This is a genomic window from Micromonospora sp. NPDC049529, assembly GCF_055586685.1.
Window position 1 is genome coordinate 149044 of the sequence record NZ_JBVJHT010000018.1, and the last position, 19502, is coordinate 168545.

17 protein-coding genes and 1 pseudogene are annotated in these 19502 nt (G+C 70.2%); 6 read left to right on the forward strand and 12 right to left on the reverse strand.

The genetic code is table 11. The features are described from left to right. Positions 1 to 31: 31 nt before the first annotated feature. The 3 genes from ACZ6QQ_RS28370 to ACZ6QQ_RS28380 are packed head-to-tail and all read right to left on the reverse strand — an operon-like array spanning position 32 to position 2144. The gene (locus tag ACZ6QQ_RS28370; protein ID WP_465880423.1) at positions 32 to 1252 is read right to left on the reverse strand and encodes an RNA polymerase sigma factor; all 1221 of its coding nucleotides are present in this window, start codon (positions 1250 to 1252) and stop codon (positions 32 to 34) included. Positions 1253 to 1278: 26 nt separating this feature from the next. Beyond that, on the reverse strand, positions 1279 to 1623 hold the full coding sequence (locus ACZ6QQ_RS28375; RefSeq protein ID WP_465880424.1) for a YciI family protein: 345 nt from the start codon (positions 1621 to 1623) through the stop codon (positions 1279 to 1281). Continuing rightward, a complete protein-coding gene (locus ACZ6QQ_RS28380) occupies positions 1620 to 2144 on the reverse strand; it encodes an SRPBCC family protein (RefSeq protein WP_465880425.1) in 525 nt (174 codons plus the stop codon). The genes ACZ6QQ_RS28375 and ACZ6QQ_RS28380 overlap by 4 nt, the downstream gene beginning before the upstream one ends. A gap of 470 nt (positions 2145 to 2614) precedes the next feature. Here ACZ6QQ_RS28380 and ACZ6QQ_RS28385 point away from each other — a divergent pair, with 470 nt between their 5' ends. Together ACZ6QQ_RS28385 and ACZ6QQ_RS28390 are read left to right on the forward strand one after the other, a co-directional pair. Next, positions 2615 to 4279 carry a glucuronyl esterase domain-containing protein gene (locus tag ACZ6QQ_RS28385; protein ID WP_465880426.1) on the forward strand — a complete coding sequence of 555 codons (1665 nt, stop codon included), beginning with the start codon at positions 2615 to 2617 and terminating at the stop codon, positions 4277 to 4279. Between the two features lie 426 nt (positions 4280 to 4705). Further along, positions 4706 to 5224, forward strand: a complete 519-nt coding sequence (locus ACZ6QQ_RS28390; protein ID WP_465880427.1) for a pyridoxamine 5'-phosphate oxidase family protein — start codon at positions 4706 to 4708, stop codon at positions 5222 to 5224. A 10-nt stretch (positions 5225 to 5234) separates the two neighbouring features. Here the strand turns inward: ACZ6QQ_RS28390 and ACZ6QQ_RS28395 are convergent, their stop codons facing one another. The 5 genes from ACZ6QQ_RS28395 to ACZ6QQ_RS28415 form a co-directional block, all read right to left on the reverse strand. Continuing rightward, positions 5235 to 5804: a TetR/AcrR family transcriptional regulator gene (locus ACZ6QQ_RS28395; RefSeq protein WP_465880429.1), complete on the reverse strand. Its 570-nt coding sequence runs from the start codon at positions 5802 to 5804 to the stop codon at positions 5235 to 5237. Between the two features lie 13 nt (positions 5805 to 5817). Next, entirely contained in the window at positions 5818 to 6468 is a 651-nt protein-coding gene (locus ACZ6QQ_RS28400; RefSeq protein WP_465880430.1) for a PH domain-containing protein, read from the reverse strand. 19 nt (positions 6469 to 6487) lie between these two features. Next, positions 6488 to 8890 carry a PEP/pyruvate-binding domain-containing protein gene (locus ACZ6QQ_RS28405; protein ID WP_465880431.1) on the reverse strand — a complete coding sequence of 801 codons (2403 nt, stop codon included), beginning with the start codon at positions 8888 to 8890 and terminating at the stop codon, positions 6488 to 6490. Positions 8891 to 9126: 236 nt separating this feature from the next. Then, positions 9127 to 9969, reverse strand: coding sequence for an NAD(P)H-binding protein (locus tag ACZ6QQ_RS28410; protein WP_465880433.1), 843 nt, complete (start codon positions 9967 to 9969; stop codon positions 9127 to 9129). Further along, positions 9966 to 10880: an NAD(P)H-binding protein gene (locus ACZ6QQ_RS28415; protein ID WP_465880434.1), complete on the reverse strand. Its 915-nt coding sequence runs from the start codon at positions 10878 to 10880 to the stop codon at positions 9966 to 9968. Before ACZ6QQ_RS28415 ends, ACZ6QQ_RS28410 begins: the two co-directional genes overlap by 4 nt. Before the next feature lie 178 nt (positions 10881 to 11058). Here ACZ6QQ_RS28415 and ACZ6QQ_RS28420 point away from each other — a divergent pair, with 178 nt between their 5' ends. After that, positions 11059 to 11391 (forward strand): cold shock domain-containing protein, encoded by a 333-nt coding sequence (locus ACZ6QQ_RS28420; RefSeq protein ID WP_465880435.1) that lies wholly within the window; start codon positions 11059 to 11061, stop codon positions 11389 to 11391. A gap of 10 nt (positions 11392 to 11401) precedes the next feature. Here ACZ6QQ_RS28420 and ACZ6QQ_RS28425 read toward each other — a convergent pair whose 3' ends face one another. Next, positions 11402 to 12277: an LLM class F420-dependent oxidoreductase gene (locus ACZ6QQ_RS28425; protein WP_465880436.1), complete on the reverse strand. Its 876-nt coding sequence runs from the start codon at positions 12275 to 12277 to the stop codon at positions 11402 to 11404. A gap of 135 nt (positions 12278 to 12412) precedes the next feature. Here ACZ6QQ_RS28425 and ACZ6QQ_RS28430 point away from each other — a divergent pair, with 135 nt between their 5' ends. Then, a complete protein-coding gene (locus ACZ6QQ_RS28430) occupies positions 12413 to 12670 on the forward strand; it encodes a zinc-ribbon domain-containing protein (protein WP_465880437.1) in 258 nt (85 codons plus the stop codon). Positions 12671 to 12675: 5 nt separating this feature from the next. On the opposite strand, the gene ACZ6QQ_RS28435 is transcribed toward ACZ6QQ_RS28430, so the two are convergent. Then, complete coding sequence (locus ACZ6QQ_RS28435; protein ID WP_465880438.1) at positions 12676 to 13644, reverse strand: hypothetical protein; 969 nt, start codon at positions 13642 to 13644, stop codon at positions 12676 to 12678. A 474-nt stretch (positions 13645 to 14118) separates the two neighbouring features. On the opposite strand from ACZ6QQ_RS28435, the gene ACZ6QQ_RS28440 reads away from it, so the two are divergent. Together ACZ6QQ_RS28440 and ACZ6QQ_RS28445 are read left to right on the forward strand one after the other, a co-directional pair. Further along, complete coding sequence (locus ACZ6QQ_RS28440; RefSeq protein WP_465880439.1) at positions 14119 to 15015, forward strand: nucleotidyltransferase-like protein; 897 nt, start codon at positions 14119 to 14121, stop codon at positions 15013 to 15015. 22 nt (positions 15016 to 15037) lie between these two features. After that, on the forward strand, positions 15038 to 15625 hold the full coding sequence (locus ACZ6QQ_RS28445) for a hypothetical protein (RefSeq protein WP_465880440.1): 588 nt from the start codon (positions 15038 to 15040) through the stop codon (positions 15623 to 15625). 84 nt (positions 15626 to 15709) lie between these two features. Here ACZ6QQ_RS28445 and ACZ6QQ_RS28450 read toward each other — a convergent pair whose 3' ends face one another. Together ACZ6QQ_RS28450 and ACZ6QQ_RS28455 are read right to left on the reverse strand one after the other, a co-directional pair. Next, positions 15710 to 18469: a M36 family metallopeptidase gene (locus ACZ6QQ_RS28450; RefSeq protein WP_465880441.1), complete on the reverse strand. Its 2760-nt coding sequence runs from the start codon at positions 18467 to 18469 to the stop codon at positions 15710 to 15712. 380 nt (positions 18470 to 18849) lie between these two features. Continuing rightward, positions 18850 to 19272 (reverse strand): annotated as a pseudogene (locus ACZ6QQ_RS28455) (alpha/beta fold hydrolase); the annotation flags it as partial. Between the last annotated feature and the right edge of the window lie 230 nt (positions 19273 to 19502).

Genomic DNA, 19502 nt, shown 5'->3' on the forward strand with positions numbered 1-19502 from the left:
GGGCCGCAACCCGGCCTGCCCCGGCCGGGTGTCAGAGCCGGCGCAGCCGGTTGCGCAGGAATCGCCGTTCGGCCTCGGTGGGCGCCAGGTCGAGCGCCGTACGGTAACTCTCACCGGCCTCGGCGCCGGCACCGATCCGGCGCAGCAGGTCGGCCCGGGTGGCGTGCAACAGGTAGTACCCGGTCAGCTGCCCGGACGCGGCGATCGCGTCGACCAGGGGTAGCGCCACCTCGGGACCGTCGACCATGCCGATCGCGACGGCACGGTTCAACTCCACGATCACACTCGGCGCGACGAGCGCGAGTTGGCCGTACAGGGCGACGATCTGCGGCCAGTCGGTGCGGGCCGCGACCGGGGCGGTGGCATGGCACGCCGCGATCGCCGCCTGGATCTGGAACGGTCCGGCCCGGCGTCGGCGCAGCGCCCGCTGGAGAATCGCGTCGCCCTCGGCGATCTGATCCCGATCCCACAGCGAACGGTCCTGCTCGTCCAGTGGGACCAGACTGCCGTCCGCGCCGATGCGCGCCGGCCGGCGGGCGTCGTGCAGCAGCATCAGCGCGAGCATGCCGTGCGCCTCGGGCTCGTCGGGCATCAGGACCGTCAGCACCCGCGCCAGCCGGATGGCCTCCCCCGACAGCCGGGCCTTCAGCGGGTCCCCGTATCCCTCGTTGAACAGCAGATAAAGCACATGGAGTACGGCCGGCAGGCGCTCCGGCAGCAGGTGCGCCGGCGGTACGCGAAACGGGATGCCCGCGTGGGCGATCTTCTGTTTGGCCCGGAACAGGCGCTGCCCCATGGTGCGCTCCGGCACCAGGAACGCGCGCGCGATCTCGGCCGTGCTCATCCCGGCCAGGCTCCGCAGGGTCAACGCCACCTGGGCGTCGAGATTCAGCGACGGATGGCAGCAGGTGAACATGAGTTCGAGCCGCTCGTCGGGAATCTCGCCGTCACGCACATACGCCGGTGCCGGCTCCGGTTCCATGGCGGCCACCTCTCGTAGCTTCGCCGCCTCGGCCGACGCCCGGCGGATCCGGTCGATCGCCCGGTTGCGTGCGGTGGTGGTCAGCCAGGCCAGCGGCTGGTCCGGTACGCCCGAAGCCGGCCACTTCTGCAGAGCCTGCGCGAACGCGTCCTGCGTACACTCCTCGGCGAGATCCCAGTTGCCGCCGGTGAACCGGATCATGGCGGCCACGATCCGGCTCCACCCGTCGGCGTAGATCTCGGCGAGGCAGTCCGCGACCTGGTCGGTCACTCGTCCTCGCCCCCCGTTCGCTGCCGCTACTCGTTCTCGTCGAACGGCCAGAACGGCCGCAACTCGATCATTCCGGTCCAGGCCATCGCGTGTTTCGACGCGACCTCGATCGCCTCGTCCAGATCGGCGCACTCGATGATGTCGAAGCCGGCCATCTGGTCCTTCGTCTCCGCGTACGGACCGTCGGTGAGCAGCACCTCGTGGTTGCGTACCCGAACCGTGGTGGCGTCGCTCGCCGGCCGGGTACGGCTGCCCGTCAGCCGGATTCCCCGGCGGTCCATCTCCCGGACCCAGTCCGCGACGTCCGGGGCCCCCTCGTCCTGACCGGGCGTGTAGTCCGGGTCCGTGCACACCAACATCAGGTACTTCATCGGGTCGCTCCCATCGCGGTTTCAGTGGTGACCATCTCGGTTTCAGTGGTGACCATCGCGCCGAGGGTGGTGGTCATGTTCCGGCAGAGGGTGACCAGGCGCTCGGCGAGTGTCTGCGGGTCCGCCTCGGCGTCGGCCCTGGTGCCACTGCGCCCCGGACCGTGGGTGAACGAGTGGTGGACCACGGTGTGTCCCGGCTCGGCACCCTCCCGCAGTTCGTAGCGCCACGTCGCGCCGACCAGACCGGACGGGTCCAGCACCGTCCAGGCGAAGGTGTCGGGTCGCTGCGCTTCGGTGACCACGCAGGTCACCGTACCGACAACTCCGCTGGCGAAGCGGTTGCGGGCGACGAAGCGGCTGCCCGGGGCGGGGCCCTGGACCCCGTCCTCCCAGGCGCCCGCGATCACCTCCGGACTCCACTCGGCGAGCCGATCCACCGCGGTCACCAGGTCCCACATCCGCTCGCGCGGCAACCCGACCGTCAGGTCGATCGCCACCCGCGCACCGGTGACAACATCCATCAGGGTTCTCCTTTCCGTGTGTCATCCGGATGACGAACGGGAAGGGCGCTCCACTACCGGTCCACCCCAGAATTTTTTCGCGGCCGTGTACGGGGCGAGCCACCACCCCGTCCGTCACTCACCGCTACCGGTTCGACAAGCCCGGGGCTTCGTCTGCCGGAAAGTTTCCGGGACATAGCACCGCCCAGCAGGGCATCTGGCAGCGCTCCCAGGCACTGCCGGACGGGCACCGACACACCCCCGACCACGGCCCAGCAGGTCAACCGGCTCGGCGATGTCCCGAGCTGGCCCGATATGCCACGATTCACCGCAGCCGGGTCGGTGACCGCCGGGCACCATCCGGCGGGATGACCGAAAGTTTCGGAAACAGTATTGACACTCTGCGATATTCTGCTCGACACTTGTAGGGCTTGACATTCGTGATCATCGATCGATCTCGTCGCTTCCATTTCCTACCCGAAGGAGCCCTGGTGATCATCAGCTCGGGCCGCCCCAAGATCCGTTCGACGGCAGTGGTGCTGGCGGTAGCGGCGCTCACGGTCGCCGGAGCGGTCACCGTAGTGGCGAGAACAACCACCGCCGAGGCCGCCGCCGGCGACGTCGTCGCCGCCGCTCTCGTCGAAGACGAGGGTGCCGACTGCCCCGTGTCCCTGCCCGGCTCGCTGACCGCCAACTCCCGGCTCCCCGACCCCTTCCGGAAGATCGACGGCACGCGCATCACCGCCAGGTCCGACTGGCGGTGCCGACGGGCCGAGACCAGGGAACTGGCCGAGAGGTACGTCTACGGCGACAAGCCCGCCAAGCCGGGGACCGTCACGGGAACCGTCTCGAACAGCAGCATCACCGTGAACGTGTCGCAGAACGGCCGGAGTTCCAGCTTCTCGGCCAGCGTCCAGCTGCCGAGCGGCACCGGACCCTTCCCGGCCGTCGTCGTCCTGGGCGGCTTCGGCGCGGACACGGCCGCGATCAGGGCAGCCGGCGCCGCCGTCATCAACTACGACCCGTACGTGGTCGGGCGCGAGGGCACGCCACGCAACAACAAGCAGGGCGCGTTCTACACCATCTACGGCTCTTCGAGCAGCACCGGCCTGCTGATGGCCTGGTCCTGGGGCGTGAGCCGGATCATCGACGTCCTCGAACAGTCCGGCGGCAACATCCTGCGAGCCGACGCGACCGGCGTGACGGGATGCTCCCGGTTCGGCAAGGGCGCCTTCGTGGTCGGCGCCTTCGACCAGCGCATCGCGTTGACCATGCCGATCGAGTCGGGCAGCGCCGGCGTGCCGATCTTCCGTGGCATCCCCGGCGAGGGCGCCCAGAGCCTGAGCAGCGCGTACGGGGAACAGCCCTGGCTGGGTGACGCGTTCGGATCCTTCACGGGCAACCCGAACAACCTGCCGGTGGACACGCACCAGATGGTCGCCATGGTCGCGCCGCGCGGCCTGTTCATCATGGACAACCCACACATCGTCAACCTCGGCCCCCGGTCGGCGAGCGTGGCGGCGCTGGGCGGTGCGGAGGTCTACAAGGCGCTCGGCGCGGGCACCAACATCACCTACTGGTCCGACATCCAGGACGGCACCCACTGCGCAAACCGGGCCGAGTGGCGGACCCCGTTGCAGCAGAACATCCAGAAGTTCCTGCTGAAGACCGGCAACGCGCCCGGCGTGATCAGGATTTCCAGCCGGGCGGCCGGTGACCTGGCCCAGTGGCGGGACTGGCAGACCCCGACCCTCGCCGACGGCCCGACCAACCCGCCGACCACGCCCCCGACCACCCCGCCCACGACTCCGCCGACCACCGCGCCGCCCACCACCCCGCCGTCGACCACCCCGCCGCCGACCGGTGCGGGCTGCACCGCGACGGTCTCGGTCAACCAGTGGACGGGTGGTTTCGTCGCCACCGTACGGGTCACCGCCGGGTCCTCGCCGGTCAGCGGCTGGACGGTCACCACCCCCCTGCCGTCGGGCGTCACCATCACCAACGCGTGGAACGCCAACCGCAGCGGCAACACCGGCACGGTCCAGTTCACCAACGTCGCCTACAACGGGTCCATCGACGCCGGCCAGTCGACCGAGTTCGGCTTCCAGGGCACCGGCACGGGCACGGGGCTGAGCCCCACCTGCTCGGCCGGGTAGTACCCGCGCTCGACGGAGTTTCCGGGGCCCGGTGGGGAGGCGACAGTCCTCCGCACCGGGCCCGCTCTGCGCTTTCAAGCCGGATTCAGACTTTTTGCCGTACGCATGGTGTTTCATCCTTTTCTTCCGGTCCTGGTGGCCACAAACTTGGCTGGTGAGCTTCCCGCGATTCCGGGGAAGCGGCCTTGACCGCCTTGCCGACAATCCGCGAAGTGCAGCCTGCCGAGCAGCTGCGCGCGGAGTCGGCCACCGAGGGACGACAGGAATGACTCAGACCCCGAACGACAACCGCACGCCCACCCGGAGCGCCGACGAGGCACGCCCCACGCCCCCGTCCACCGGCCCGTCGGACGCTCGACCGGGCGGCACCCGACGGCTGCGCATCGTCGGTGACGCGGACCGTGCCGGGTCGTCGGGAGCGGGCCGGTGACCGCCGTACGCAGCGACCACGTGGGGAACCTGCCGCAGGGAGACCTGCGGCTGCTGGACACCCTGGTGGCGCAGCGCCTGCTCAACAGCACCGAACTGGCCCGGATCGCGTGGGTGGCCTCCGACGGCACACCGCGGATCATCCCGATGCTGTTCCACTGGAACGGGACCGAGGTGGTGATGTCCACGTTCGGCGGGCCGAAGGTCGCCGCCCTGCGCGCCCGCCCGGCCGTCGCCCTCACCATCGACGCCGCCAGCACCCCGCCGGAACTCCTGCTCATCCGTGGCCGGGCCGAGGTCACCGACATCGAGGGCATCGTCCCGGAGTACGAACTGGCCATGCACCGGTACGCCGGTCCGGAGCAGGGCGCCGTCAACATCGCCTCGGTCAACCATCCCGGTACGAGGATGATCCGGATCGCGGTCCGCCCGACCTGGGTCGGCGTACTGGACTTCCAGAACCGACTGCCCGGTGGCGCCAGCCTGGAGGAGTACAACCGGCGCGGACAGCCCTGAGCGGCCGGGACTATCCGCCGAAGATCAGGTCGAGGTGGTTGTCGAGCGCGGCCAGGGCCTGCTCGGCGGTGTACTGGCCACCGAGCAGGTAGACACCCAGCCCCTCGATCAACGCCAGCAGGCCGGCCGCGGCCTCGTCGGCGTGCGGAGCGGGCAGCAGACCGGCGATGAAACCGACCAACTGGGCGGTGTCCGCACGCAGTCCGGTGCCGGCCGTCGGGCGTACGGCGGTGTAGGCGAGGAACGCCAGCGCCACCCGGCCGTCGTCACGCGCGCCGTCGTCGAGCGGCAACAGGGCGGCGAGCAGCGTACGCAGCAGCAGCCTCGGCGGCGGGTCGTCACCCAGCCGCGCCACCGCCGCACCGACCCGGACCTGCCCCCGGTCCCGCACGACGGAGAGCGCGAACGCCATCATCTCGTCCTTGGTCCGGAAGTAGTGCTGCACCATCCCGGACGAGACACCGGCCTCGGCCGCCACGTGGCGCAGGCTGACCGCCTCCAGCCCCTGATCCGCGGCGACCCGCATCAGCGCGTCGGCGATGAGGGTCCGTCGCTCCTGGTGGTCGACCTTCTTGGGCATGGGCTCGATGCTTTCACAGGGCGCTGGCGCCGACGGTCGCCGTACGCGACCGGCGGACGAAGCTGTCGGGGTCGTCGGCGTAGAGGCGCACCTCGTCGACCGGCTCGGACGGGCCCTTCGGCAGCGGGATGCTCGTCGGCCGGCGCAGCCGTACGTCGACGCTGGTCTGGCTGCCCACCACCACGCAGAGCACCCGACGCTCGTCCGCCTCCTCGATCTGCACCGATCTGCCCGACGGCATGGTGCGGTAACTCCGGCTCACCGTCTCGATGTTCTCCCACGGCACGGTGAAGTCGACGCCGGCGTTCAGGCGTACCCGGATCCCGCTGTCTCCGACGACGTGCGGGTGGATCTTCATGCTCGCGAGCAGGCCGATCATCCAGAGCAGGCCCCAGACACCGAGCCCGAGCACGATCCAGCGGGCCGGCTGCCAGGGCACGACGCGGGAGACGATCAGGTCGAAGATGGGTATCTCGACGGCCGACAGGCCGATGAAGACACCGAGGATCGGCTTGACCACACCGAGGTAACCGAACGGTTCGTCGCCCGGTGCCAGCGGCAGCGGCCGGCGCCGCGCCCACACGTACGTGCTGCGCCACATCGCGGCCTCGGTCACCGCCGCACGGCGCAGCAGTGGGCCGATCTTCCCGGTGGTGTCGCTCATCGTCGTCCTCATCACGGTGTCAGTGGACGGTGACCGTGCCGGCCACGCCGTCCACGGTGACCATCCGTCCGGTGGTGATCCTGCGGGTGGCGTCGGGCACGCAGATGACGGCGGGGATGCCGTACTCGCGGGCGACGGTGGGGCCGTGAGCCATGATCGCGCCGGTCTCGGTGACCAGGGCGGCGGCGGTCAGGAACAACGGCGTCCAGCCCGGATCGGTGGTCGCGGCGACGAGGACGTCACCGGGTTCGACGTACGCGGTGGCCGGGTCGTGGACGACCCTGGCCGGACCCGACACCCGGCCCGCCGAGGCCCCCACCCCGGTCAGGACGCCGTCGGTGGCCGGCGGCGCGGGCAGTACGGTCTCGACGTCGGTGCCGTCGGACAGCAACGCCACCGGTACGCTCCGACGACGCAGTTCCCGCCGGTGCACCGCGCGTCGGCCCACGGTCGTGGCCCGGTGGTCGTCCCCGTGGTGCACACTGCCGTGCACCTCGTCCACGGTCAGGAACATGATGTCGGCAGGCTGTTCCAGCAGTCCGGCACCGGTCAGGTCGGCGCCGATGAGCAGCAGTTGCCGGCGCACCTCCCGCAGCCGGTAGAGGCCGGCGAACTTGCCCGCCTCCCGCAGCCCGGCCAGCATCCGCGCCCGGCGCAGCAGGAACCCGGCGATCCGGCCCCGGACCGGCCGGCGCCGACGGGCCCGCGCGACAAGCTCGCTCAGGGTGGCTTCGGCGGTCGCGGCGGCCCGCTCGAACCGCCGGTCGGGGGCCTGTTCCGGGTCGGTGACCCGCAGGTAGTTGACGATCACGGCGAAGAGCGGTGCCGGGTCCTCGTCCCAGCGCGGCACGCCGAGATCGACCTCGGCGGCACCCCGGTGGCCGTACGCGTCGAGGAACGCCGCCAGGCCGATCTCCGGGAGCGTTCCGCGCAGGTAGGACGCGGCAAGGTCGTCCGGCGGGGTGCCGAGCAGCAGTTCGCGGTGAACGGCAGCGCCCCGGGCGAGCCGCCACAGGGCCAGGTCCATCTCGATCGTGACGTTGTACGGCATCCCGCCCAGCACCGTGTGGATCTCGTCGGGGCCGGCGACGCCCTTCAGCAGCTGGGCCGGCAGCGCGGCGGCGAGCATGCCGGCCACGATCGGCCAGACGATCTCGTCGGAACTCTCCGTCGTGTCCTGTGCCCGTACGAAGCTGAGCCGGTCGGCGGGGGTGGTCAACCCGTCCGGTGCCGCGGAGGTGAGCCGCAGCCGCTCGATCGCGTCGAACATCCGCATCCGGGCCGCGTCGGGCCGGGCTAGCGTACGCACGATTCCGGTTATCGCCCGTGCCGCCGTACGCAGGGGTGAGACCTCCGTCCCGGATCGGGGTCGCGGGGCGACCCGCTGCGGGGCGAACCGGGGGTCGGCCAGGATGTGTTCCATCGCGACCTGGGCGCGGGGACCGAAGTCGACCGCCATGAGTCTGACCAGTCGCTCGCGGGTGGCTCTGCCCCGGGCCAGGTCGGTCAGGTCGCCGTAGAGGCGCCCGCCGATGTCGATGACCTCGACCCGCATGCCGAGCGCGGCGACCATCCCCTCGACCATCGTCTTCAGGGTGGACATCCCCATCGGGGTGACCGGTTGCAGCATGCCCTGGACGTGACCGAACTCCAGGTAGACCCGGGGAAGGGGCCGGTCGGTCGCCGGGGGCAACGGGAACAGGGTGGTGATCGGCCGCGACTGCAACAGCCACAGGGTGCCCTGCCGGTCGAACGCCCATTCGATGTCCTGTGGGCAGCCGAAGCGGTCCTGGATCCGCTCCCCCGCCGCCCGCAGTTCGGCGAGCCGCGCCGAGGTCAGCGAGCCGGAGATCTCCCGGTCCGACCCGTCGAGGAGGTAGTGGTCCACGGCGGTGCCGCCGTCCACCACGGCCGTGCCGAGCCCCGGTGCGGCGTCGACCATCATCTGCGTACGCGAGCCGGTGAGCGGGTTGGCGGTGAACAGCACACCTGCCACCTCCGCGCTGACCATCCGCTGTACGACCACGGCCATCCGTACCGGCTCGTTGTCGATGCCCCGAGCCTCGCGGTACGCGACCGCGCGGGCGCCGTGCAGCGAGTCCCGGCACTTGGTGATCGCGGCGAGCAGCTCGGTTTCGTCGCTGACGTCGAGGAAGGTCTCCTGCTGTCCGGCGAAGCTCGCGTCCGGCAGGTCCTCGGCGGTCGCGCTGGATCGGACCGCGACCGGCCCCGCACCGAGCCGCCGGTACGCCTCGACGATCTCCGCCTCCGGGAGCACACCCAGCCGGTACGCCTCCGTGGTGACGCAGAACCCGGCCGGCACCCGTTCACCCTGCCGGATCAACTCGCCCAGGCCGGCTGCCTTGCCACCGACCAGGTCGACCAGGTCGGCGGTTGCCTCGGCCAACGTGACCACCTGCACCCGGGACCTCCCCCGTTATGGCGATACGACTGCATCGCAAAACCACCGTACCCGGTTGGCAGTGCAACTGCAATGCAAAGGAGATGGGTGCGCCCCGATGGTTCCCGCTGGTCCTGCCCGAGACGTACTGCTCGTCTGACGGGACACCGTCGCCCGACCGTCTCGCGACCGCCCGAAGATGACGGCCGCGAGACGGGTGCCGGCGCGGACTCTCACCCGGCCGGGATGCTGCCCGGCTACCGGAACGACTCGGCGTGCTCCACGGCCCACTGACCGAAGGTGCGGGCAGGGGCGCCGGTCAGCGCCGGCACCACTGCGGCCCACGCCTCGTTCACCGGGGCGGGATCGCGGGCGGAGTCGGCCCAGACCCTGAACATCCAGTCGACGAAGACCTCCGGATAGCCGTCCCGGATCCACTGGTCGCGGGCCCGCACCGGATCGTCCTCCTCGAACCCGACCTCCTCGCCGAGCGCGACGCCGATCAGGCGTACCTGCTCGGCCGTGGTCAGCGCCTCCGGGCCGGCGAACGTGTACGTCCTACCGGCGTGACCGTCGCCGGTCAGGACCGCTGCGATCACCGAGGCGACGTCCGCCTCGTGCGTCGGCTGGGTCACCGCGTTGCCGTACGGGCGACGGACCAGCCGGCGCTCGCGGATCGAGGGTGCCCAGCCGAGCCAGTTGCCGGCGAACTCCCCCGGCCGCACGACCGTCCACTCCAGACCGGACCGCTCGGCGGCCCGCTCGACGGGCAGGTAACCGTGATCGACCCACGCCTTGTCGTCGGCCGCCGCACCGGAGAGGACCACGATCCGGCGTACACCGGCCGCCCGCGCCATCGCGACCACCTCCGGCGCGGTCTGCGGTGCCGCCGGGACCAGGTACAACCGGTCCACCGACCGCAGCGCGTCGCCGAGGGTCGCGGGCCGTTCGAGGTCGCCCGCGAACAGTTCCACGCCGTCGGGCAGGCCGGCCGATTCCGGCGTACGGGTCAGGGCGCGAACGGTCTCGCCGGCCCGGACCAGTTCGTCGACGATCCGCCGCCCCATGAAACCGGTGGCCCCGGTCAGCAGGATGGTCACGCGCCCCCTCCCGCCGGCCGGAAGTCGTCCGCGTGGTCGGCGGCCCACCGGGCGAAGGTGCGCGGTGGCCGCCCGGTGATCCGCCGATAGGTGTCGGTGGGCGGCAACAGCTCCGGCCCGTCGACGGCGGCGGCCAGCAACTCGATCAGCCAGTCGATCGTCGGCCGGTCGTAGCCGTCGGCCGACCACTGGTCGCGGGCCTGCTCCGGGGTCAACTCCTCGAACCGGAGGTCCAACCCGATCGCCGCGCCGATCGCGGCCACCTGCTCCGCCTGGCTGACCTTCGCCGGACCGGTGAGCGTGTAGGCCGCGCCGACGTGTCCGTCACCGAGCAGGGCCGCGGCGGCCACGTCGGCGACATCGGCCTCGTGCACCCACGGGAACCCGGCCGAGGCGTACGGCGCGCGTACCACCTGCCGACTCCGGATCCGATCGGCCCAGTCCAGGGCGTTCACCGCGAGCAGACCCGGCCGTACGTGGGTCCACTGCGCACCGCTGGCCTCCACCAGCCGTTCGACCGCCCGGTGGGCCAGCCGTTCCTCGGCGAGGTGCCGCCGCAACGCACTGATCTGCGGGTCGTCCGGAGCGTCGTCGGACTCGAACCCGGCCGCAGCCGCCGAGTGCACGACGAATCGGCGCACTCCGGCCCGTACGGCCAGGTCCACGAACCCGTTGCCGGGCTCACTGTCGACGTCGACAAACGGAAACAGATAGACCTGGTCGACTCCGTCGAGGACCGCCGACCAGGTTTCGGGCCGCTGGAAGTCACCCCGGATCGCCTCGACGCCGACCCGGGGCGGAATGGCCTGCGGGTCGCGGGTCATGGCGCGTACCCGCCGGCCGGCGGCGACCAGCCGGTCCACCACCTGACGGCCGGTGTTCCCGGACGCGCCGGTCACTAGGATTGTCATGTTGCTCCTGTCCGGATCCCTGAATGGGTGCAATGGACCGCCGTCGTACCCGGCCAAGGTTCACGGCGGCGGTCACCCGGACGATAGGCGGATTTCCGCGAGCTCGCACATAGCACATATGTACGAACGGCTCGGAATATGGCGTCGACGCTGACCGATCATCGGGCACACTGTGCCGGTGACGAGTGTCGGTCTGGTACGCGCATTCGACCCCGACGAGGGCTGGGGCGTGATCGACGCCCCGGAGGTGCCCGGCGGGTGTTGGGTGCACTTCTCCGCCATCGCGACGGACGGGTACCGGACGTTGGCGCAGGGCCAGCGCGTCTCGTTCCGGGCCGAGGCGGCGAACCAGGACGGGTACACATTCCGGGCCGTGAAAGTGTGGACCGAGGACGTCGAGCCGCCCGACCGTCCGCGCGTCTCCGGCGATTCCGCCGCCTACCACAGTTGGTTGACCCTGACCTTCGACGACGGAGTGGACCGACCCGACCTCGGCCTCCCGCCGGACTGACCGCAGCGGGCTACCTGCTGTCCCCGAACTGGTCGGTGAGGCCGAACCGGTCGGCGAACGCCGACATCTGGTCGCGTTGTTCCTGCGGGTCGGCCGAGGCGGGGCTCACCACGATCCGGGTCACGCCCTGGGCGGCCAGCGCCTCGACCGCGTCGACCGACAGGTCGATCGAACCCCACCTGGTGTATTCGAGGGTTTGAGGGTCACGACCGGACCTGGCGGCGGTCGACCGGACGAGGTCCCACTGGAATGCCCGCTCCTGAACGGCGAGGGCGCCCCCGGGAAAGTAACCGTCGCCGCGTGCGCCGGCCCGGCGGGCGGCCGGGCGACTCGAACCGCCGACGTGGATCGGCAGGTGGGTGACGCCGTACGGCTTCGGAAAGCTGACCAGGGCGTCGACGTCGAAGAACTCCCCGTGGAAGCTCACCCCCTGCTCGTCACCTTCCCAGAGCAGCCGCAGGACGTCGATCGCCTCGTCGACGCGTCGGCCCCGGCTGTCGAAGTCCACCCCCAGCGCCCGCGCCTGACCGGGCAGGGTGCCGAGCCCCACGGTCAGCAGGCGCATCCGCCCGGCGGAGAGCACGTCGATCGTGGCGAGGCGTTTCGCGAGGGTCACCGGGTGGTGGTACGCCAACAGCAGCACGCCCGTACCGAGCAGGATCCGTCGGGTGTGCGCGGCGACGAAGGTCAGACAGTCGAGCGGATCACCGTACGGCAGCGACGGCGGCACCGGCATGGCCCCGAACGTCGCACCGGGGTAGAGCACCACGTGCTCCGGCAGGTACAGCGCCTCGAATCCGCATGCCTCGGCGTGCTGGGCGTAGTTGACGATCCGCTCGGGATCGACGCCGTAGAACGGTGTGCTGTAGCTGATCGCGTACTTCATGATCTTCCCCTTCGCCGGTCGCAGCGACGCTAGACCTTGCCGCCGGTGTCAAGGCAAGACCGGCCGACGGGTCGGTCCCGCTGCCGTACGGGCGAGCACGTGCGACGATCAGGACAGACTCGGGGAGGATTGCCGATGTTCCTGATTTTCGGTTGGCGCACGAAGGCCCAGCTTCTCGGCCGGGTGTTGATGGCCTGCCGGGTGTGCGGGCAGCCCGGCAACCTGCTGGTGGCTCGCGAGGTCACCAAGCTGAGCCTGTTCTTCGTTCCACTGATTCCGGTCAGGACGAAGCACGTGTTGCAGTGCGCGAGCCCGTACTGCGGTGGCCGTACCGACGTGAGCGCCGGGGAGGCCCGCCGCCTGCTCGCCGAAGGCGCCGTGGCACGACACTGATCCGGTCACCGCAGGTTGCGGCGTAACCGGTGGTCGACGTCGACGGTCAGCCAGGTCCCGTCACCGAGCGGCATCACGTCCCCGTCCCAGTACGGACCGGGCTCCCGGTTCAGGATTCCGCCGTCGCGCCCGGTGTGGACGTCGACACAGTGGCGCAGCTCCCACTCCAGGTCCTCGTCGAGGTCGCCGGTGAAGGTGACGATGGCGGTGGCGGGGTCCAGGTAGCCGCCGTTCGACGTCAGCCGTGCCGTGTCGCGGTTGTCGTCGTACCCGAAGGATGTCGCCGTCACCCGGCACAGCACCTCGCCATCCGGGTAACGGTGGAACGCCACGTCGCCGCCGTCGTGGTGCACGGTCATGAAGGAGTCACCGTCCGGGGACAGGTCCACCAGGTGGCGGTCGGCCCACGGGTACGCCGTCACCTCGACACTCCCCCGGTCCAGCCACCCCCGGTAGGTCCGCGTGCCGTCCCGCCCGTTGTCCACGCCGAGGAGCACGTGCGTGCCGTCCGGATGGGCGAACTGCCGCCCCCGGCCGCCGGTCCCGTCGAGTACCGCCTGCCCCAGCACTCTTCCGGTACCCGCGTCCAGCGCGAGCCACCGACCAGTGCCAGGTTCGGTCGCCGGGTCGGCGCCATAGCTCCAGACCACCGCCGCGTCGAGCGAGAAGAGGCAGCTCGCGGTCGACGGGACCGGCCAGCGCGTACCCGCCCCGACCGCAGCCCGCCAGAGCGCCTCACCGCTGCTGTCGACGCTCACCACCGCACCCTCGGCGGCGTACACCGCGTGACTCAGGTCGGGTGCCACCGCCGGGCTTCCCCGGTCGACATCCGCACCGAGCGGGAACGCCGCCACCGGGACGACGGTCATCGCCGGTGAGCCGGACAGGTCGGCCGCCGAGAGTGTGACCGAGAGGTCGTACGCGTGGATGAAACCGCCCTCGATTCGGGCGAGCAGGCCAGGAATCGAGGTCACCACCAGAAGCTAGCCGACGACGAACGGAGACTGCGCTTTGCCCTCTTTGCGTTGACGGCTGCTGCCTGATCCGGCTTGTAGGGATCATCCAAGATATCCACGACAGGACATGCCCCGAGAAAGGCGGAATATGAAGATCTGAGTCACCAACGACACAATCCTCGGACCAACCCGTGAACTCTGAGTCGTCTCCCGACCCCGAGCTGTGACGTACGGGCAGCCCGTCCGGGAACCATCGGAGAACGGACCAGGGCGCACAGGGAACCGACCTATCCGGTGGGCGGCAACTGCCGTTGGTCGACGCGTCACTCATGGCCGATAAGGCAGGCAAGGCATAATTGGCCCCATGACCACGATGTTTCGCGGACGGGTGCGATGGGGCTACGGACCTGTTGGGCTCGGGTGCGACGACTAGTGACTGCCACGGTGGCCCGGCCGCCCCTGACGCCCGGGCTCACCGCTGAGCCTTGGCATGTGCGCCGCGCAGACGAAGAGAGCGCGACTGCCAGGTCCGGGCAGCCCAACGCGTTCTTGTTGTCCTGGGCCGAGGGTGTGCTGCGCGAGGCGCTGTGCCGGTCCCCTCTTCTCGCCACTCGGCCCTACGAAATCTTCAGCCAGGGCTCACGGGCGAACAACACCTATATCGAGCATACGAGCGACATCGATCTCGTCCTCATGCTCAGGATGCCGTTCGAATCGAACGTCGAGGCCCTCGACGAAACCGGTATGGCCAACTTCAGGGAGCGCTACCAGGCCGGCCGCTACGACTGGGAGGAATTCCGCGACGATGTCCTCGCCACGCTGGGTGAGTTCTACGTCGTGCGCATGGGTCGCCGGTGCGTCAACGTCGATGACCCGGACTCACTCTTCGGTGAGATGGTCGACATCCTCCTCGCTACCGAGTACCGCCTGTACTCGGCGTTCCCGGCGCCGGGCGTCGAACTCTACGAGCAGGGCGTCTTCTTCCGCGACCGCGAAGGCCGGCCGATCGTCAACTTTCCCAAGCAGCACCGGCGTAACGGCGACGAGAAGGACCTGCGCACCGGCGGCCGTTTCAAGGAGGTCGTCCGAACGGCCAAACGCGTTCGGAGGCTGGCCGAGCGAAAGCGGATGGTCGCTGAGGGAACCGCTCCTTCGTACCTGATCGAGTGCCTCCTCTACAACGTCCCCGACCACGTCTACCGGACATCCTCCACCGGGAGTGCCTACCGTGGCGCGCTCGACTGGCTGCGCCGGTGCCACCGCGAGGATCCCGTGTCGTTCGCCGAGCTGCCATGCCAGAACGGCATCAACCGACTCTTCGGCTCGGGTCCGGATCAGTGGGAGGCCGGCGTGGCTGGCAGAATCGTCGACGTCCTACAGAGGATCTAGATCCCCGGGCGGTAGCCGCAGCATGACTTGGACGGCCGCGCAGACGACGGTGGTGCTCGCACCGGTTATCGCGATCCTCGGCGCCGCGCTCACCGCACTGCTGACCTACGAGCTGAACCGGCGTGCCGCGCGACGCGAGCGCCGCGCCCTGGCGTTCGGTGAGGCACTCAGTGTCGTCGAGGACTATGCGGAGATGCCGTACCGCATCCGGCGGCGGCCGGGCACAGTGGAGGGACGGCAGCAGCTCACCGAGGAGGTGAGCCGGATCTACTCGCGGCTCGCGTTCCACCAGGCGCTGCTCGACATCGAGGCACCCCCGGTCGCGGCCGCGTACAGACTGCTCGCGCGCGAAGCGAAGGCCGAGGTCGGCGAGCAGATGAAGACGGCGTGGCAGAAACCTTTGCGCACCACGGACGCGGAGATGAACCTCGAAAAGCACTACGACCGAAGGCGCGTCGACCTCGCTCGGGATCACTGCGTTGCGACCATGCGGGCAGCGCTCGGGCAGGGGCGCTTCCCCCCAGCCCCGAAGCGGCCCTCCGGCAGGTCTTCCGCGCGGGTCGAGTCAGGAGACTCCGGGGCCCAGGACGGCGGGACAGGCCCGGCGTAACGGTTCGAAGACAGGGAACGGGAGAGGCAGGCATCGCCTGCCTCTCCCGTTACTTCGTCTTCCGCCCGGTTACTTCGGTGCTCGTCAGCGGAACTGGAAGTACGCGCGGTACTGCTTGCCGTCGTCGAGCGAGAGGACGAACTCGCGGCACGTTCCGGCCCAGTCCCGTTCCGTCTTCCACGGGTAGGTGTAGCGGCCGTGCCCGCTCGCCTCCAGCTTCGACCGGCCGGGCGTCTCCGCCTTGATCGGCAGCGGCCCCGGCGTGATCGTCCCGTCCGGGTTCACGGTGGCCAGGGTCGTGCAGTCGACCAACCGGGAGTACGGCGAATTGCTGGCGAGGATGTCCCGGCCACGGTAACGGCCGAGATCGAACTGCATCGGTGCGGTGGAACCCGCCTTCACGCTGTTGAGCGCCGGCTTGGCCGACCGGTTCGAGAACGGCCGCTCGCACGACGGATGGGTGTCGTACGCCGCGGAGTTGTCGTCCCGGCCGGTGGTGCCCTGGACCGCGCTGTAGCCGAGGCCCCGGCGGGCGAAGGAGGCCCACAGGGTGCAGTTGTTCTCACCCCCGGTCAGCGCGGCGTCGGCGGCGATGATCGCGTCCCGACCGACCACGAAACCGGGCGCGCAGCCCTGGATCTTCAGCCCGTCGATGACGAGTTGCATGGCGAGGTTGTTGCCCCCGGTGTTCCAGTTTCCGTACGCGTTGCGGTTGAGGCCGTGCCGGTCGATCAGGTCCCAGGTCATGTCCCAGAGCACCGCGGCCCAGCCGTGGCCGATGCCGTGTGGTGCGGCCAGCGACGTGCCGTCCAGCCAGGCACCGGTCTTGATGCTGTCGTAGGTGAACGGCTGGATCTCCATGTTGCGCGAGTACGGCCGCGGCCGGAAGCCGTCACCCGAGCGGCTGTCGGCGAACTGGGCGTACTGGCCGTAGCCGCGCGGGCCCTCGGGGTCGTCCAGGTCCGGGTTGATCAGCGACACGATCGCGAGGAAGTCGCTCCAGCCCTCGCCCATCTGCTCCTGGCCGCTGAGACAGTTGACGTTCGGGCCGCCGGTCAGGCGGTTCGAGACGCCGTGGCCGTACTCGTGGAAAATCGTCTCGGACCGGAAGGCGGCGTCGCGCATCGCCGGCCGGTCCACGTTGCGGTGCACCCGCCCGGACGCCGGCAGGCCGGCCCGCAGGGTGGCACCGTCGGCCTGGCTGACCATCACGGCGGGGATGCCGACCGGAGGGTCCATCGACCCGTTCATCACCACCGGGGCACCCGCGACGTTGTTGACGACAACGACCGCGATCGCACCGGCCGCTTCGGCGTTCACCACCTGCGTGTAGTAGTTGCAGGTCGCGCTCCGGTCGACCAGCGCGATCGACCCGGCCGGCATGGTGTACGGGCTACAGCCGTCGCCCGCCACGTCGACGGCGTCGTCCACCGCGACGATCTGGCCGCCGAAGCCGGCGTTGGTCGGGGCGGGGGTGAAGCGGGCGTACTCGGCCTGGTAGGTGCCGCCGGCCGGACCGGAGCCGACGGTCACGGCGTTCGGCAGCCCGAACTGGTTGCCCGGCCAGAGGAACATCTGCATCCGGGGTGCGCCGCCGTCCTGCGCGGGGGTGGAGAAGTTGGCGTTGTTCTGGCCGGAGCCGTCCTGCGCCTCGCACCGGACGTCGTCGCCGCCGACACCGCCGCGCTCGTAGTTGTTGACCTGGAAGTTGCCGCCGACCTCGTCGAAGCCGTACCGGTAGGTGAGGTCGTGCACGACGTTGCACCAGTAGAAGAGGTTCGCCACGGCGGCGTCGGTGTAGGTCTGCGGCTGCTGGTTCAGGTCGGCCGGGAAGTCGAAGTCGAGACCGGCACCACCATCGGGCACGCTGTCCGGGTCGGGCTGGTTGTTGGCGTCCCGGTCGGCGTACGCGCGGACGTTGTTGCCCTGCGTCGCGGTCGACTCCGGTCCGGCCACACTGTCGGTGTCGTGCCAGCCGTACGGGGAGCCGAGCGCGTCGGCCGGGTTCGTCACCCGGCTGCGCGGGCCCTCGTTCGGGTCGTTCTTCGGGAACGTGAAGACGCGGTAGCTCGAACCGTCGTTGACCCGGGTCGGCGGGTACTGCGGTTTGACGTCGACCGGGCGGGTCGGGCCGTGGCCGGTGGTACCGGTGCCGGTGTGCCGGCCCAGGGTGTCGGCCAACTGCTCCGGCGCGTCGTGGCTGGTCCAGTCGTCGACGTCGAGCAGGGCGCCGGTGGTGCCGTCCACGGTGGCGTTCCAGAGGTGGGCGTCGTCGGCGTCGTCGATGACCAACTGCCACGCCTGGCGCAGCCCGTCGTCGGTCCGCTGCCAGCCGAGCCGGGCCGGGATCGGCTGCTCGGAGAGGCCGCTACCGGAGACCACCGTACGCCGGGCCCGGTCGGCACCGCGTTCGAGCACCTTCGGGTCCGCCGGCTCGGGCAGGTCGAGTGCTTCGGCGGCGGCCGCGACCGCGGCCGGGGCGTCCAGCGCCGCACCGCCGGAGGTCTTCTGCCCCAGGCCGGGGGCGAGGGTGTGGCCGACGAAGATGACGCTGCCGTCGCGGGCGATGCTGACCGTGGCCGTCGCGCCGAACACCTCCAACTCCTGGTAGCGCTGGGACAGGTTCACGTGGGTGACCCCGTTGTGCTTGCTCGTGTAACTGGAGGAGACGACGAGGTCACCGAGGTCGGCCGTGGTCACCCCGTACCGATTGGGGTTGGCCCGGAGGTAGTCGATCGCGATGCTCTCGGGCTTGCCCGGGTTGGGGCCGGTGAGGAAGAGCGCGTTGCGCCCGGACTCGCCGGTGGTGTTGTCGGGCGCGGCCGACGCGGGCTGTGCCGACATCGGAGCCAGGGCTACGACAATTGCGGTGACCAGTAGAAACGCGGTGTGGCGGCGGACCGGGGTGGGATGGGGAGGTAGCTGCACCGGTGCTCCCTTCGTTGCGCGGTACGAGGGCGTGGAGCTTCGACTCGCCAGCGGCTGCACGGATTCGCCGCATACCACGACGGCGCCCGCTGGGTTCGACCGTCGTGGGCTGGAGATCATGCCGGGGGTTTCGACCGACAGTACGGATCACTTCACCGTCGGTCGTCCTACGGATGTTCAAAATCATCAATGTCCCGTGCTACGGCTGTCGGACCCGTCCCCATCCCGGAAAAGACCGCCCCTACCTCCCGCGCTCGGCGGTGGGCCGCCACCCACCGCCGAGCGGGTGCCGTCGACTACCGCTTGGACAGGAAGGCGAGCAGCGCCTCGTTGACCTCGTCGGCGTGCGTCCACAGCAGACCGTGCGGGGCACCGTCGATCTCGACGTAGTCGGCGTCCGGCAGGAGCTTGTGGAACGGACGGGCGGTCGAGTCGATCGGAAGGATGTTGTCCGCCGCGCCGTGCAGGATGAGCGTGGGTACGTCGATCTTCGGGATGTCGCCCCGGAAGTCGGTGACCCACGTCGGTACGGCGGCACTCGACGCGTACCAGGAGGCTCCGGCGGCGACGTTCCAACTGTTGCGCAGTGCCTCCTCGGACAGTCGGGTGCCGAGGTTCTCGGCGGTGTTGTAGAAGCCGGTGAAGTAGGCGTACCGGTCGGCGGTCACGGCGGCGAGGATCCCGTCGAACACCTCCTGCGGCACCCCGGTCGGGTTGTCGCCCGCCCCCGGTCACCCCCACCTCGTTGATCATGAAGTTGGCGCAACCGTTGAAGCCGGAAGGCTGCGCTAACTTCATGATCAACGAGGTTGGCGGGGGTGGGGGTGGGGGTCAGGTGGATAGGAGGGTGATGGCTAGTGCTGTGGCCACAAACGTTGGCCGGGTTGGGTGACACGCCGGCCGGGGTCCCGGCGCGGACCCGGCGTGGGTCAAGGCTGTCGGGGTGGCA

Excerpts from the sequence above, each read along its gene's own strand:
- ACZ6QQ_RS28445 (WP_465880440.1), top strand. The coding sequence starts at position 15,038 with ATGACTTGGACGGCCGCGCAGACGACGGTGGTGCTCGCACCGGTTATC.
- ACZ6QQ_RS28395 (WP_465880429.1), bottom strand. The coding sequence starts at position 5,804 with ATGCCCAAGAAGGTCGACCACCAGGAGCGACGGACCCTCATCGCCGAC.
- ACZ6QQ_RS28375 (WP_465880424.1), bottom strand. The coding sequence starts at position 1,623 with ATGAAGTACCTGATGTTGGTGTGCACGGACCCGGACTACACGCCCGGT.
- ACZ6QQ_RS28400 (WP_465880430.1), bottom strand. The coding sequence starts at position 6,468 with ATGAGCGACACCACCGGGAAGATCGGCCCACTGCTGCGCCGTGCGGCG.
- ACZ6QQ_RS28430 (WP_465880437.1), top strand. The coding sequence starts at position 12,413 with ATGTTCCTGATTTTCGGTTGGCGCACGAAGGCCCAGCTTCTCGGCCGG.
- ACZ6QQ_RS28450 (WP_465880441.1), bottom strand. The coding sequence starts at position 18,469 with ATGTCGGCACAGCCCGCGTCGGCCGCGCCCGACAACACCACCGGCGAG.
- ACZ6QQ_RS28415 (WP_465880434.1), bottom strand. The coding sequence starts at position 10,880 with ATGACAATCCTAGTGACCGGCGCGTCCGGGAACACCGGCCGTCAGGTG.
- ACZ6QQ_RS28425 (WP_465880436.1), bottom strand. The coding sequence starts at position 12,277 with ATGAAGTACGCGATCAGCTACAGCACACCGTTCTACGGCGTCGATCCC.
- ACZ6QQ_RS28380 (WP_465880425.1), bottom strand. The coding sequence starts at position 2,144 with ATGGATGTTGTCACCGGTGCGCGGGTGGCGATCGACCTGACGGTCGGG.